Genomic DNA, 13,698 nt, shown 5'->3' on the forward strand with positions numbered 1-13,698 from the left:
TTTTGCGTGCTGATATGGCTCAGTTGGTAGAGCGCACCCTTGGTAAGGGTGAGGTCCCCAGTTCGACTCTGGGTATCAGCACCAGTTGTTTTAAATAATGTTCGGCAAAATGAATAAAAGAATTTGTCTGGCGGCGAGAGCGCGGTGGTCCCACCTGACCCCATGCCGAACTCAGAAGTGAAACGCCGTAGCGCCGATGGTAGTGTGGGGTCTCCCCATGCGAGAGTAGGGAACTGCCAGACACTCAATAGCAAGAAGGCCACCTTTTAGGTGGCCTTTTCTTTTTCATCATTCGAACGCTCTGGTTGAATTTTTGTAGTGGACAGCGCTATCCACGCCATGTTGCCGGCTTAAATAATGGCCTCAGGCGGTGTGAGTCTTTGCCTGAATCACTGCGCCTGCTTTACTTTGTCTGCTATAAGATAACAATTAGATAACAGACAACAAAAGGGTAAAGCGTGCATGGTGAATACAATAAAGTCACAGGATGGAACAACGATCAGTAACGTGGGCTCGCGTCAGCGAATCTGGGCAATCGTTGGTGCATCATCGGGTAATTTAGTCGAATGGTTTGATTTTTACGTCTATTCGTTTTGTTCTCTTTATTTTGCCCACATCTTTTTTCCTGACGGAAATGCGACGACACAACTACTACAGACAGCCGGTGTTTTTGCCGCCGGATTTCTGATGCGCCCTATCGGTGGGTGGTTGTTTGGCTATATTGCTGATAAATATGGCCGTAAACGATCTATGCTGATTTCTGTATGCATGATGTGTCTGGGGTCGCTGGTCATCGCCTGCTTACCCGGTTATGCAACTATCGGCGTTTGGGCGCCATTATTGCTGCTGATGGCCCGTTTATTTCAGGGATTGTCGGTGGGTGGCGAATACGGTACCAGCGCTACCTATATGAGCGAAGTGGCGTTGGAAGGGCGTAAAGGATTTTATGCGTCGTTTCAATATGTCACGTTGATAGGGGGGCAATTACTGGCGTTACTGGTCGTGGTTATCCTGCAACACGTGCTTTCCGATGCGGAATTACGTTCATGGGGATGGCGTATTCCTTTTGCGTTGGGGGCGGCTTTGGCAGTTGTTGCCCTGTTTCTGCGTCGTTCGCTTAATGAGACATCAGACAGCGAAACACGCGCACGTAAGGATGCCGGCTCGTTACGCGGGCTGTGGCGCAATCGTAATACTTTTATCATGGTGTTGGGTTTTACCGCCGGCGGTTCGCTCAGTTTCTATACCTACACCACCTATATGCAGAAATATCTGGTGAATACCGCAGGGATGAGCGCCAAGTCTGCCAGCGGTTTGATGACACTGGCATTATTTATTTTTATGCTGTTGCAGCCTTTATTCGGCGCGTTATCCGACAAAATTGGCCGACGCAGTTCCATGCTGTTTTTCGGGTCGCTATCGGCGTTGTTGACGGTGCCGATTTTATCGACGTTGCAAGGAATGACTAACCCGGTTATCGCTTTCTCGCTGGTGATGCTGGCGTTGGTGATCGTGAGTTTTTATACCTCTATCAGCGGTATTTTGAAGGCGGAAATGTTTCCACCGGAAGTCAGAGCGTTGGGGGTCGGGTTGTCTTATGCGGTAGCAAATGCCTTGTTTGGCGGTTCCGCCGAGTATGTCGCTTTGTCGCTGAAATCGCTGGGGATGGAAGAGTCCTTCTTTTGGTATGTTTCACTGATGGGGGCGCTGGCATTTCTGGTTTCACTTGGGTTGCACCATAAAGGGAAAGGCGAAAAGCTCTAAGGGTGTGCTGCCTGCCATAAGCAGTAGCCGGCCGTTGCGCCGGCTATGTCCCAGGTGAAATCTTTCACGCTCCATCCACTGCCTTGCGGCCGACTGTCGTATGTTTCTTTAGCGGCGCCGATACTGACGGAAAACATCAATCCGAATGCAGCGCTATGGTCACGACTTTGATGCTGGCGTTCAGCAGCCTCGCTACTTGCGGCGCTGATTAACGCCGATGCCAGGAAATGCTCGGCTTTATCGGGGCCGGTCCACCGATCTTGTGCCATATGCGTGCATCCTGAGCAGGCGAAAAGCAGGAGTAACAAGGCGCTTCGCATCATCATGCCTCGTGTTTTGGGGGTATTCTGCAGAGTTTACGACATGAGGCAGCATTCCCGGCGGGTATTAACACCCTATGCCGGGAATTCCACAGGTGGTTACAAAATTCGGCTTATCAGACGGTCGATGCGGATGCGGCGCAGGCGACGAATAAGCTTGCGTACTTTTACCGGGTATTGCGCAATGCTTTGCAACTGCTGATAGTGCGTGATGACCTGGGTATGGGCGCGAATGCATTCCAGCTCCTGCTGGCGCTGAGTTTGCAGCACTTGCTCCGGGTCATGAATCAGGATGGCGTTTTCCAAATCCAGCCGCCAGGCGCGGGGATTGAGGTTATTGCCCGTCAGTAATTGCCAGGTATCATCCACCCACATTCCCTTCAGGTGAAAGCTGTTGTCACCGTCTTTCCACAGGCGTACCACCAGTTGGTTGCTGTCGATATATTTTTGCAGACGGCTCAAAAAGCGGCGCAGGTTGATTTCATACAGATAAGGCAATGCACCAATAATTCGGAACGGTTGATCTTCAGGAATAAAAAAGTCGTTTGCCGTCTTATCGCCGATAATAATTTCTATCTGCTTACCATTACGCAGCAGGCGAATAATATTGCGCACCAATAGCGCCGGTAAATTGAAATAGGGAGTACACATCACCAACTGCTGATCAGTGCAATACATAAGGTGATGTATCGTTTGGTTCAGCGGGCTCTGTTTACCCAGCCCGACCAGCGGTGTGACCGTCAGTTGATGGTTATTGTCACCGACGCCAGGCAACAGGTAGGTCGCTGAGCGAAGAGACTGGCGGAATTGACGAATATCATTCTTAATGTCGATGGTTTTCGGGCGGGAAGGGGTGTCCAGCCGCTGTACCGCGGACGACGCCAGCAGGTCCTGCACGTAACGCGCCATGACGTCAGCCAGCACGGAATTATGAATGAGCTGGTAGCGATCGTAGCGGTATTTTTCATGCTGATGCAGATAGACGTCATTCAGACTGGCGCCGCTATAGAGCACCGTGTCATCAACAATAAACCCTTTCAGGTGCAGGACGCCTAATGCTTCGCGGGTATTAACCGGGATGCCGTAAATCGGGAAGGATACGTCATTGTGCTGTTGCGCCATGGCATAGTACCAGTCGGCGTTGGTGCTGTCGGCGGTGACGCCGATGCGACCGCGCTGAGCACGATGCCAGTCTACCAGTACGCAAATCTCTAACTCCGGACACTGGCGTTTCGCCTGATAGAGCGCAGACAGAATCCCTTCACCGCCATCATCGTGTTCCAGATACAGGGCTACCAGATAGATGCGCTTCCTGGCCTGCAGAATCTGTTCTGTCAGTGTGGTACGGAAAAGCGCCGGGCTGTGGAGCGTCTGGACGTCGTCGGCAGGCTGAGGAATTTTAGGCAGTTGTGCAAGGTGTTGTTGATATTTCGTACGCTTTAGTTTTGACAACATCACAGTGCGATTCTTCTCTCATCGTGGGGTGACCGCATGGTCATGAAATACGTTAAGGCATAGCCGAATCGGGCGATGATACCACTACTTGGCGGGCGTTGTGAGCAAGTTTTGCTGCCGGTAGCGAGATCTCAACCACATCTGCGCATCTGGTTATAACTTGATTATAACTGCACAGGCGCGCTCAACGGCAGCTCCAGCGTGACAATGCCGTCTTCCAGTTGCACATCAACGTTAAAGCCCAGTTTTTTCGCCAGTGTGACCATTCCCTGATTCGTCGGCATGGTAATACCGTTAAGGCGATTCAATCCGTGAAGTCTGGCGTAGTGGATCAACTTTTCCAGCAACTTCCTGCCTAATCCCAATCCTTTCAGGTCTGAGCGTACCAGTACCGCAAATTCTGCACTGATGTTGTCGGGATCGGCGATGGCGCGTGTCACGCCGATAATCTCCGACTCGCCGTTCATATCTGAGCGGACGGCAATGAAAGCCATTTCACGATCGTAGTCAATTTGAGTCATGTTGGCCAAATCTTCATGAGTAAATTCGTTGATTTCACTGAAGTAACGGTAGTACAGGTCTTCTCGCGTCACTTTGCCGATAAAACGGGCCAGCAGCGGTTCGTCTTCGGGCAGGATAGGGCGAAACAGGCAGGGTGATCCATCCTTGAGATGTACCGTTTCTTCCAGTTCCTGCGGATAAGGGCGCACAGATAGCCGGGATTGCGGATCTCCGCTGAAAGGCGCCAAATGCAACGTCACATCGAGCAGGGTAAATTCCTCGCCGGAAGCCAACAGCGGGTGAATATCCAGACGTTCGATCTCCGGGCAATCCAGAATCAGGTTGGAAACCTGCACCAGCAATCGGCTTAAAGCTGGAATATCCAGCGGTTTGAGGGCATTTGGGCTGCGAATTTTACCGCTTTTCAACGCCTGGACGATCAGATAGCGAGCCAGCGCCATATTCAGCGGCGGCAATGCTACGGCGGCCTGTGTTTCCCGGTTCCATTCCGTTCCGCCTTCACCCAGCATAATGAGTGGGCCGAAAATCGCATCCTGTTCAACGGCGATACGTAACTCCAGCGCGCCGGTACGATTAGCCATACCTTGTACCAACAAACCGTGAACCCGGGCCTGCGGATTGGTGTGCCTGACCCGCTCCAGCATTGCCTCCGCCGCCAGTTGTACTTCCTGGGCATTTTGAAGGTACAGCATGACGCCCTGAATTTCCGATTTGTGGGGAATATCGGGGGAGCGCAGCTTAAGCGCAACCGGATAGCCAATTTTTTCCGCGATATACACCGCTTCGGTGCTGTCGCCGGCAATCCAGGTCGGCAGCGTATTCAGGCCATAAGCTTGCAGAATCGGCTGGACTTCATGGGTATCGAGCCGGGTGGCTCCCTCCTGTAGCGCCTGGTTGATCAGCGCGTGCGCGTGCGCGGTGTTGGCGGTGAGGTCCGAGGGCAACGCCGGAGTTTCTTTCAGTTGTTTTTGGTTACGGCGATATTCGACGATATGCATGAAGGCCGTTACCGTGCCTTCCGGCGTGCGGTAGGTCGGGATCCCCGCCTCGTTGAACAGTCGGCGCGCTTCTTGTGAGGAAAACTCACCGCACCAGTTAGTCAGCAGCGTAATACGTTTGCCGCGCGGGTGTTGCTGTAATAATTGAATGAGACTTTCTGCGCTTTCCGTACCGGGGGCGGCGGCGCTTGGGGCATGGATAATCAACAGCGCATCATAATCGTCGCTGTCCAGCAGCGCTGACAGTGTCGCCTGATAACGTTGTGGGGTGGCGTCGTCGCGCAAATCGAGCGGGTTGCCGATGGCGACGGTGTCGGGCAACACGACGCGCAACGCCTGTTGCGTCGTCTCGCTCAACGTCGCCAGCTTGCCTTGGCGGGCAATCAGTTGATCCAGCGCCTGCGCCGCAGGCGAGGCACCGTTGCTGACAATCAACAAGCGCTCGCCGCGCAGCGGGCGGAAATGACTGAGGGTTTCCACCGCCGAGAATAGCTCGTGGGTATCTTGCACGCGTAGCAGCCCGGCACGCTGGATGGCGGCGTCGTAGGCGGCATCCAGCCCATGCTGGCCGTCATGCAGCAGTTGTTGCGCCTGGCGGCTGCGACCGCTTTTGATCACCAGAATCGGTTTATTGCGTGATGCGCTGCGCGCGGCCGAAAGAAAGCGTCGGGCGTCGCTGATGTGTTCCAGATGCAACAGAATGGCGCTGGTTTTACCGTCCCGCGCCAGAAAATCCAACAGGTCGTCAACGTCAATGTCCAGGCTGTCGCCCAACGCGATAAAGTAAGAGAAGCCGATGCCGCGTTGTTGCGCCCAGTCCAGAATGGTGTTGGAAACGGCGGCCGACTGCGAAATAAACGCCAGTTTGCCTTTTAGAATCGGCACCGGTGAAAAGCTGGCGTTAAGCCCCTGCCAGGGGGCTAACAGCCCGAGGCTATTCGGGCCTAACAGGCGCATCGCATAGCGGGCGGCACAACTTTTCAACTCGGCGAATTGCGATGGCGGAGCGGAAAGCACGATGACGGTTTTACAGCCGCGTTGCCCTAATGCTTCCAGCAGCGAGAGATTGCGATCGGCGCGCGTGCAGATAACGGCAAGGTCGGGCGTCAGCGGCAGGCTGGCGACATCGCGGTACGCCAGTACGCCGCACACCGCTTTATATTTCGGCGTGACCGGCAGCACCGGCCCGTTGAATCCGCCATCAAGCAGATTACGCATCATCAGAAAACCGGCTCGTCCCGGTTTTTCCGACGCGCCGAGTACCGCAATAGAACGGGGACGTAACAGTGCTTCTAATCCGCGCTGGCTCATCAGTTACTCCTGTAGGAATACACCTGATTGATCTTAAACGTCCGTTGCCGTTTTTGCTGTGACCGTAGAGGAAATTTTCTTGTTCGCGTGATGTGCTTTGCCTGCCAGATAATGGCGGCGAAAACGATCGAAATGCGCTGCCAGCGCATCGGCGGCGTCGTTATCGCCGGCCTGACGCAGCAACGCAATGGCGATTTCCGCCGTGCAATGCTGCCCGGCGCTGCTGGCTTCCCGCAACTGATAGCGGGATAAGGCATCCACACTGAGCGACAGGATCGGTAATTTATCGAGGTACGGGCTTTTGCGGAACATTTTGCGCGCTTCCGGCCAGGTGCCGTCGAGCATGACAAACAGCGGTGGTTTGTCACCGGCGGGCAACTGATGGGACACCTGGCGGCCTTCCTCATCGCCGTCTGCGAGAAACACCAGCCAGGGTTGATAGTCTGCGGTTTGCAGCGTGGCGAGCAATGCCGGGTCCGGTTCGGTACGGGACCATAGAAATGCCTCCGTCTGCGGCAGGATATCGGCAATTAAACGACCGGTATTGCTGGGTTTCAACGGTTCGGTATCGAACATGACCAGACAGAAGCGACTACGGGCGGTGCCTGGCGAAAGGGTATCGCACAGGCAGTGAATTTCCGGCAGCAAACAGCGCTGGCAGCGGATGACTCGGCAGCCGCGGGCGCGAAACGGGCGTGTAGAAAAGGCGAGGCGTTGCTGGCGCAGACGCAGTACAGCGTTACCGGTCATGATTTCCCATTAAAAAGCGCTATTCTAAACGACCGGGCTGTTGACCTAAAGCCCCGCGTGTCGGCAGGGCATCACTTGTTGGTGGATATGGCATGGAAAATCGCTTATAGCGATTCGTTAAGCCAGCTTTCAAACGGCGCTTTGGGCATCGCACCGTTAAGCATGTCGACCATCTTACCTTGCTTGAACAGCATAATGGTCGGAATGCTGCGGATACGGAAACGCGCGCTCAGGCCGGGTTCCGCTTCGGTGTTTACCTTGATGAAGCGGATCTTGTCGGCATTTTCATCCGCGACGCTTTCAAACACCGGGGCAAAGTTGACGCACGGCCCGCACCAGGGTGCCCAGAAATCGACGACCACCGGCAGATCGTCCTGCAACAGTTTATCCAGCGTCTTTTCCGTTGCGTTTATCACCTCGCCACTGAAGAGCGGGTGGCCGCAGCGGCCGCATTTGACATTCTGGTTCTCATTAATGCGGTCTTCCGGAAGTCGGTTGGTGGCGTTACAGGATGCACATACCGTATTCATAAACGGGCCTCTGATAGAAAAAGTGCTGTAATCAAGTGTATTGTTGATGAAGATGCGTCCATCGTGCGCAAAGAGAGCAACAACGATGATGTAAAAGTAGGATAAGTATGAATAGCACGTTGAACACCAACAAGGCGTTTTACCCAATAGTTACAATAGTTAGTGACTTTTATGATCGGGCTGGTGGCTAACCCGGTGGACATAGGGTAATCTTCGCGCCCAGCGCGTAGGTGGAGAAGAGCATGAGCGATACATTGAATGGAAAGGGCGGCAAAGTCCGTGTGATGTACGTCCGCAGCGAGGATGGCGACGAAAAAGGCAGTAAGCCAAAGCGGACATCGGATAAGCGTCGTGGTGACAGTGATAGTCATCGTGGTGACAGCAACCGTGGCGGCGGCCGTAAAGGGCGCGAGGGAGCGCCGCGAGGCGGCCGTGAGAGAGATAATAAAGAGAACGCCGGACGTGGTAAGTGGCGCAATGAGTCGGCTGGGCGCGAGCGCCCGGCTCGCAGTGAATCGCCGGAGTATACCGATTCGCCCTGGAAAACAGTATCGCGTGCGCCTGGCGAGACGCCGGATCACGGTGGTATTAGCGGTAAAAGCCAGGTTGACCCGGAACAGATTCGCCGCCAGCGTGCAGAAGAAACCCGTGTTTACGGAGAGAACGCTTGTCAGGCACTGTTCCTGAGCCGCCCGGAAGCGATTGTGCGCGGCTGGTTTTTGCAGGAAGTGACCCCGCGTTTTCGTGATGCATTACGCTGGATGGCCGCTAACCGCAAAGCCTACCACGTGGTGGAAGACGACGAGCTGGTTCGCGCCTCCGGTACTGAGCATCACGGTGGCGTGTGTTTTTTGATCAAGAAACGCCGTGGCCTGGATGTGGCGGCTTACCTGCGTGAAGCCGGGGAAACCGACTGTGTGCTGGCGTTGGAAGATGTCGGCAACCCTCATAACCTTGGCGGCATTATGCGTAGCTGCGCCCACTTTGGCGTGAAAGGCGTACTGGTGAATGATGCCTCGCAACTGGAGTCCGGCGCTGCAGTGCGTACGGCGGAAGGTGGCGCCGAGCATGTGAAAGCCATCAGCGCTGAAGGTCTGGTTGATGCGCTGGCGCAGTTCCGTGCCGCGGGTTACACCATCGTTACCACCTCCAGTCATAAAGGGACAACCTTGTCGAAAGTCGCGTTGCCGGCCAAATCGGTGATCGTGCTGGGGCAAGAAGGGGATGGATTATCCGACAGCGCCTGGCAGCAGGGCGACGTCAAAGTGTCGATTGACGGCACCGGCAATGTAGAAAGCCTGAATATCTCGGTTGCGACCGGGATCCTGCTGGCGGAATGGTGGCGGCAGCATCACGGCTAAACCTGTGCGGTTGGCAATGAGTGAATAAAAATGAGTGAATAAAAAAGGTGGCGGCGCCACCTTTTTTATTACGGATGTTCGGCGTAGCAATCAGTGTGCGCCGCCTGCGGAGTGACTGCCGAACGGCGGTTTGGCGAACCATACCAGGACAATCAGCACGACGAAAACCCCGGCCGACAGCCAGAAGATTTCATTCGCACCAATAATCAGCCCCTGAGCGGTAATCTGCTGAGCCAGATAGCTGGATACCTGCTGTTGACTCATTCCCATCGCTTCCAGTTGCTGATAAGTCTGTTGCGCGATCGGATTATAGGGGGTGATCGCCTCGGTAAGCTGTTCGTGATGCAGCGCTTCCCGGCGTTCCCACAAGGTTGTGGTGATCGACGTGCCGATAGAGCCGGCCAACGTACGGGCGAAGTTCGACAGGCTGGAGGCGGCCGCCATACGTTCCGGCGGTAGACCGGAGAGCGTGATGGTGGTTAACGGCATAAAGAAGCACGCTACGGCAAAACCTTGGACGAACTGCGGCCAGGCGGAAGCGCCGAAATCCATTGCAGGTTCGAAAGTATAGGCACGCCAGTAGAAACAGATCGCATACATGATGAAGCTGAACGTGACCAGACGACGCATATCCAGCTTATGCATGAATTTACCGATGAGCGGCGAAAGGATTACCGGCATCAGGCCCACCGGTGCGGAAGCCAGCCCGGCCCAGGTGGCGGTATAGCCGAATACCACCTGTAATAACTGCGGTAACAGCACAATGGCGCCAAAGTAGAGCATGAACGCCAGACTGGTACACAGGCAGCCGATGGTAAAGTTACGCATTTTAAACAACGACAGGTCGACTACCGGATGATCGTCGGTCAGTTCCCAGACCACCAGTATCGTCAGCGATACGACGGCAACCACCGTCAACACCACGATTTCCGTCGAGTTAAACCAATCCAGCTCTTTGCCCCGATCCAGCATCATTTGCAGGCTGCCGATGCCGGCTGCCAGCAAAACCAGCCCGATCGTATCGATAGGTCGGATCTCGGTTTTGGTTTCTCGTCCACGCAGGGTTTGCAACGTAATCAGCACCACCACGATACCGAGCGGGACGTTGATGAAGAAGATCCATCCCCAGTGATAGTTGTCGCTGATCCAGCCGCCGAGGATCGGGCCGAAGATCGGGGCAACCACCACCGTCATTGACCACAACGCCAGCGCAATGCCCCGTTTAGCCGGCGGGTAGTTGTTCAGCAGCAGGCTTTGAGACAGTGGAATGATCGGGCCGGCAACCAATCCCTGCAACATACGGGAGACGATCAGCATCTCCAGACTGGTGGACATGCCGCACAGCCACGACGTTAGGGTAAACAGGATAGTGGCCCAGATAAACAGGCGCACCTCACCGAAGCGTTTTGCCAGCCAGCCGGTGATGGGGATGGAGATGGCGTTCGCCACCCCAAAAGACGTGATGACCCAGGTACCTTGTGAGTTAGAGGCGCCAAGATTCCCGGCGATAGTCGGAATGGCGACGTTGGCAATGGTTGAGTCCAGCACTTGCATGAACGTCGCCAGCGACAGCGCGATCGTCATCAGAGCCAGCGACATGCCTTCAAGCGGTTTTTTTGTCACGCTGCTCTCCTTCTAAGGTTAGCCAGCGTTAGCGTTGATGATCTGGTCAATCATCTGGTTGACCGGCGTCAGATCCAGATCCAGCGCATCACTCTGGTAGGCCGATGTCGAGCGGGGCGCATCGGACAACACCTTGCCGTCGGTATTGGCGGTATCCACATTGACCAGCATCGACAAACCGATACGCAGCGGGTAATCCGCCAGCTGTTTGGGATCCAACTCGACTCGGACCGGCAAACGCTGTACCACCTTGATCCAGTTGCCGGTGGCATTTTGCGCCGGCAGCAGCGAAAACGCGCTGCCCGTACCCATATCCAGGCCGACCACTTTGCCTTTATATACCACGTTGTCGCCATACAGGTCGCTGGTGATGGTCGCCGACTGGCCGATACGCATATTGGCTAACTGGGTTTCTTTAAAGTTGGCATCGACCCACAGCGGAGCCGCCGGCACGACTGCCATCAAGGCAGAGGACGGCGTGACGCGGGCACCCAGTTGTACACTGCGGCGAGAGACGTAGCCATCCACCGGGCTGACGATATGAGTACGTTTGAGCGCCAGCCAGGCATTACGCAGGTCGGTTGCCGCCTGTGCAATGGCCGGCTGTTGTTCCAGCGGTGTGTTGAGTACCAGCGCCTGGGTGGCGGCATATTGCTGTTTGGCCGCTTCCAGCGATGCTCTGGAGCTGGCAACTTGATCACGCGCGTGTTGCAACTCTTCCCGCCCGATGACGTTGGCGCGTCCCAGCGCTTCACGGCGATTCAGGTCGCTGATGGCTTGGTCCAGCGTAATCTGTTGCAGGTCAATATTCGCTTTATATTGACGGACGTTGATCATCTGCTGATGAACCTGACGCACGCTGTTCGCCAACGTTGTCTTTGAGCGTTCAAACGCCTGCTCGGCGTCGGCTGGATCAAGCTCTACCAGCACATCGCCTTTTTTAACGAAGTCGGTATTATCGACATTGACCCGGACGACGCTGCCGTTGACCTGCGACATGATTTGAACCTGGTTGCCGGCGACATAAGCGTCATCGGTTTCCTGATGGTGTCGTAATACCAGATACCAGTAGGCGAACCACACACAGCCAATAAAGAAAAACAGAATCATCAATAGCGTGAGAATTCCTTTACGTGTTTTTTTGGGCTTGGACGGCTGGGTAGGTGGAGTCTGCGTTTCCACGTTGGCACTCATAATTCTCTCCTAGTTAAATTGCTTTTTTCTCGGCCTTTCATGGCCTTTGATTGCCTTTCATGGCGGTATCATTACAGTGATGGTTTTTTGAAAAAACAGCACCACCTGCAAACCGTAAAGGTTTGCATGGCAACGACGACGATGGTCTCTGTCAGGAATGGCGACGGGGGTTACAAACCGTCCTGGTCCATTTCGTCAAGACGGAGTAACAGCTTGCGCATCAGCACTTCCAACTGATCTCTTTCACTGTCTTCAAGGGCAGAGCAAAGAATATGCAGGCTGCGGTGCTGAGGCGGCAGCAGTTCATCCAGAAAGGCTTTACCTTTCTCGGTCATATACAGGTACAGGCAACGGCGATCGCTGTCGCTCTCGCGCCGTTCGATCCAGCCGCGTTTTTCCAGCTCATCGGCGATGCGGGTGGCATTCGTGCGTGAAGAGCCAAGCGCTGCGCTCAATTCGGAAGGTTGAATGCAGTAATTTTCCTGCGATTCCAGCGTAATCAGCGCCATGAACAGGGTTTCGTTGATGTCCTGTTCTTTCAGCATCCGGTTGCGGTGTTCCAGTATTTTGGTCTGCATGTGCAGGAACAAACGCAGCAGCAGGACTTCACGGTAAGGGAAATCCGGGCGGCGCGAAGCGCGCATACGCAGCATGTCTTCAATTGGGGCGAATGAACTTTCCATAGATGTCAACCTCATTAATCACGACCTGCATAGTAACTAATGTTACTAATTAGGTAAATGCGAGAAACTTGTCGATTAGTGCTTATTTTGCCACTGATCGAAATGTGTGCAGGTGATACGGTCTGTCGCCGTTTAATACGTTGGCCAGACGCGACGTCGGTAAGCGCCCACTCAGTCAGGCCATCGTCTGAGCCCATTTAAAGGCAAGGCCGTAGCACAATGCGCCCAGCAACGTCGATAAGACGATGCTGCGGGTTTTGTAAAAACAAAGCGTTAGCAGGGTAAAGCCCACCAACGTCGGCAAGCGTCTTTCCACGTGTTGCAGCAGGTCCGGCAGAGTAGACACCACCAGTAGCGCGCAAATGGAAGCGATACCGATACTGTCGAGCAGCAGGGCGGTTTTGCCCCGTTGCAGATTGCCGGACGCTCTGCTGCCACCTAGCCTCAACGGCAGGTATCGGAACAGGAAATTAACCGTTCCCACCAGTAAACCGATCAATAATACTGAACTATTCATCGCGTATCTTCTTTTAATGATGTGGGTTGATACAGTGACGACAGACATCCGCCGGCAATCCCGACCAGGATGGCGGCGGGAATAGACGAGATCAGCAACCCCACACAGGCGCCGCTCAGCGCGGTTGCCACCACCAGACTCTGACGACGCCTGAATGACGCCAGCAGGAAGCTCAAAAACAGGGCCGGCAGCATAAACGAGAGTGCGGCTTCGACCGCGGGATAGCCGTCCAACGGGCCGTTGCCGAACAGTGCGCCGATTACCGTACCGGCGACCCACGACAACCAGGCGTTTAGTGCCACGCCCAGCATCCAGGCTTCACTCCAGCGTCGGTTATCCCTTGATAACCGTACGGTGGCGGCGGCAAACACCTCGTCGGTCAGACCGAAAGCCCACCAGGCGGTTCTGGCGGTCGGCAGGCGTTGCCTGATGCGGTGACGCAGTGACGGGCCGTACAAGACGTGGCGGACATCCATTGCCATGACGGTTAAGGCGGCCACCCAAATCGAGGCGCCGGCGCTCAGTAATGCGGTGATGACAAACTGGCTGGCGCCGGCGTAGATAACGCAGGACAAAAAAATCGCTTCGAGCGGCGTGAAACCCAGTTTGACGGCGTTCAGACCAAATGCAAACGCGACCGGAACGTAGCCGATGACGATGGGCATGCTAT

The 13,698-nt window shown here is 54.8% G+C and carries 12 protein-coding genes, 1 tRNA gene and 1 rRNA gene; 4 read left to right on the forward strand and 10 right to left on the reverse strand.

Annotated elements, in window-relative coordinates; translation table 11 throughout:
• Positions 1-8 precede the first annotated feature (8 nt).
• The 3 genes from DCH402_RS04130 to DCH402_RS04140 all read left to right on the forward strand — a co-directional run bounded on the left by DCH402_RS04130 (position 9) and on the right by DCH402_RS04140 (position 1,764).
• Positions 9-84: transfer RNA gene (locus tag DCH402_RS04130), tRNA-Thr, on the forward strand.
• 42 nt (positions 85-126) lie between these two features.
• A 5S ribosomal RNA gene (gene rrf, locus DCH402_RS04135) occupies positions 127-242 on the forward strand.
• 220 nt (positions 243-462) lie between these two features.
• Positions 463-1,764 (forward strand): MFS transporter, encoded by a 1,302-nt coding sequence (locus tag DCH402_RS04140; protein WP_039999892.1) that lies wholly within the window; start codon positions 463-465, stop codon positions 1,762-1,764.
• On the opposite strand, the gene DCH402_RS04145 is transcribed toward DCH402_RS04140, so the two are convergent.
• The 5 genes from DCH402_RS04145 to trxC all read right to left on the reverse strand — a co-directional run bounded on the left by DCH402_RS04145 (position 1,761) and on the right by trxC (position 7,650).
• A complete protein-coding gene (locus DCH402_RS04145) occupies positions 1,761-2,084 on the reverse strand; it encodes a YfiM family lipoprotein (protein WP_039999893.1) in 324 nt (107 codons plus the stop codon). The two genes, DCH402_RS04140 and DCH402_RS04145, sit on opposite strands and share 4 nt — an antisense overlap.
• A 99-nt stretch (positions 2,085-2,183) precedes the next feature.
• Positions 2,184-3,539, reverse strand: coding sequence for a CDP-diacylglycerol--serine O-phosphatidyltransferase (gene pssA, locus DCH402_RS04150; protein WP_039999894.1), 1,356 nt, complete (start codon positions 3,537-3,539; stop codon positions 2,184-2,186).
• Between the two features lie 164 nt (positions 3,540-3,703).
• Complete coding sequence (locus tag DCH402_RS04155) at positions 3,704-6,370, reverse strand: bifunctional acetate--CoA ligase family protein/GNAT family N-acetyltransferase (protein WP_039999895.1); 2,667 nt, start codon at positions 6,368-6,370, stop codon at positions 3,704-3,706.
• 33 nt (positions 6,371-6,403) lie between these two features.
• Positions 6,404-7,120 carry a tRNA-uridine aminocarboxypropyltransferase gene (locus tag DCH402_RS04160; protein ID WP_039999896.1) on the reverse strand — a complete coding sequence of 239 codons (717 nt, stop codon included), beginning with the start codon at positions 7,118-7,120 and terminating at the stop codon, positions 6,404-6,406.
• 104 nt (positions 7,121-7,224) lie between these two features.
• Positions 7,225-7,650 (reverse strand): thioredoxin TrxC, encoded by a 426-nt coding sequence (gene trxC / locus DCH402_RS04165; protein WP_039999897.1) that lies wholly within the window; start codon positions 7,648-7,650, stop codon positions 7,225-7,227.
• A gap of 242 nt (positions 7,651-7,892) precedes the next feature.
• Between trxC and DCH402_RS04170 the strand changes: the two genes are divergently transcribed.
• A complete protein-coding gene (locus DCH402_RS04170; protein ID WP_039999898.1) occupies positions 7,893-9,011 on the forward strand; it encodes a tRNA/rRNA methyltransferase in 1,119 nt (372 codons plus the stop codon).
• Between the two features lie 90 nt (positions 9,012-9,101).
• Here the strand turns inward: DCH402_RS04170 and emrB are convergent, their stop codons facing one another.
• The 5 genes from emrB to DCH402_RS04195 all read right to left on the reverse strand — a co-directional run bounded on the left by emrB (position 9,102) and on the right by DCH402_RS04195 (position 13,693).
• Positions 9,102-10,634, reverse strand: coding sequence for a multidrug efflux MFS transporter permease subunit EmrB (gene emrB / locus DCH402_RS04175; protein ID WP_027711082.1), 1,533 nt, complete (start codon positions 10,632-10,634; stop codon positions 9,102-9,104).
• Positions 10,635-10,652: 18 nt separating this feature from the next.
• The gene (gene emrA, locus DCH402_RS04180) at positions 10,653-11,828 is read right to left on the reverse strand and encodes a multidrug efflux MFS transporter periplasmic adaptor subunit EmrA (RefSeq protein WP_039999899.1); all 1,176 of its coding nucleotides are present in this window, start codon (positions 11,826-11,828) and stop codon (positions 10,653-10,655) included.
• 170 nt (positions 11,829-11,998) lie between these two features.
• The gene (mprA, locus tag DCH402_RS04185; protein ID WP_039999900.1) at positions 11,999-12,511 is read right to left on the reverse strand and encodes a transcriptional repressor MprA; all 513 of its coding nucleotides are present in this window, start codon (positions 12,509-12,511) and stop codon (positions 11,999-12,001) included.
• 175 nt (positions 12,512-12,686) lie between these two features.
• Positions 12,687-13,028 carry an L-valine transporter subunit YgaH gene (ygaH, locus tag DCH402_RS04190; protein WP_039999901.1) on the reverse strand — a complete coding sequence of 114 codons (342 nt, stop codon included), beginning with the start codon at positions 13,026-13,028 and terminating at the stop codon, positions 12,687-12,689.
• Positions 13,025-13,693, reverse strand: coding sequence for an AzlC family ABC transporter permease (locus DCH402_RS04195; protein WP_050583352.1), 669 nt, complete (start codon positions 13,691-13,693; stop codon positions 13,025-13,027). The genes ygaH and DCH402_RS04195 overlap by 4 nt, the downstream gene beginning before the upstream one ends.
• Positions 13,694-13,698: the final 5 nt, after the last annotated feature.

Source organism: Dickeya chrysanthemi NCPPB 402 (genome assembly GCF_000406105.1).
GTDB classification, from domain to species: domain Bacteria; phylum Pseudomonadota; class Gammaproteobacteria; order Enterobacterales; family Enterobacteriaceae; genus Dickeya; species Dickeya chrysanthemi.

Excerpts from the sequence above, each read along its gene's own strand:
- DCH402_RS04140 (WP_039999892.1), top strand. The coding sequence starts at position 463 with ATGGTGAATACAATAAAGTCACAGGATGGAACAACGATCAGTAACGTG.
- DCH402_RS04145 (WP_039999893.1), bottom strand. The coding sequence starts at position 2,084 with ATGCGAAGCGCCTTGTTACTCCTGCTTTTCGCCTGCTCAGGATGCACG.
- pssA (WP_039999894.1), bottom strand. The coding sequence starts at position 3,539 with ATGTTGTCAAAACTAAAGCGTACGAAATATCAACAACACCTTGCACAA.
- DCH402_RS04155 (WP_039999895.1), bottom strand. The coding sequence starts at position 6,370 with ATGAGCCAGCGCGGATTAGAAGCACTGTTACGTCCCCGTTCTATTGCG.
- DCH402_RS04160 (WP_039999896.1), bottom strand. The coding sequence starts at position 7,120 with ATGACCGGTAACGCTGTACTGCGTCTGCGCCAGCAACGCCTCGCCTTT.
- trxC (WP_039999897.1), bottom strand. The coding sequence starts at position 7,650 with ATGAATACGGTATGTGCATCCTGTAACGCCACCAACCGACTTCCGGAA.
- DCH402_RS04170 (WP_039999898.1), top strand. The coding sequence starts at position 7,893 with ATGAGCGATACATTGAATGGAAAGGGCGGCAAAGTCCGTGTGATGTAC.
- emrA (WP_039999899.1), bottom strand. The coding sequence starts at position 11,828 with ATGAGTGCCAACGTGGAAACGCAGACTCCACCTACCCAGCCGTCCAAG.
- mprA (WP_039999900.1), bottom strand. The coding sequence starts at position 12,511 with ATGGAAAGTTCATTCGCCCCAATTGAAGACATGCTGCGTATGCGCGCT.
- ygaH (WP_039999901.1), bottom strand. The coding sequence starts at position 13,028 with ATGAATAGTTCAGTATTATTGATCGGTTTACTGGTGGGAACGGTTAAT.
- DCH402_RS04195 (WP_050583352.1), bottom strand. The coding sequence starts at position 13,693 with ATGCCCATCGTCATCGGCTACGTTCCGGTCGCGTTTGCATTTGGTCTG.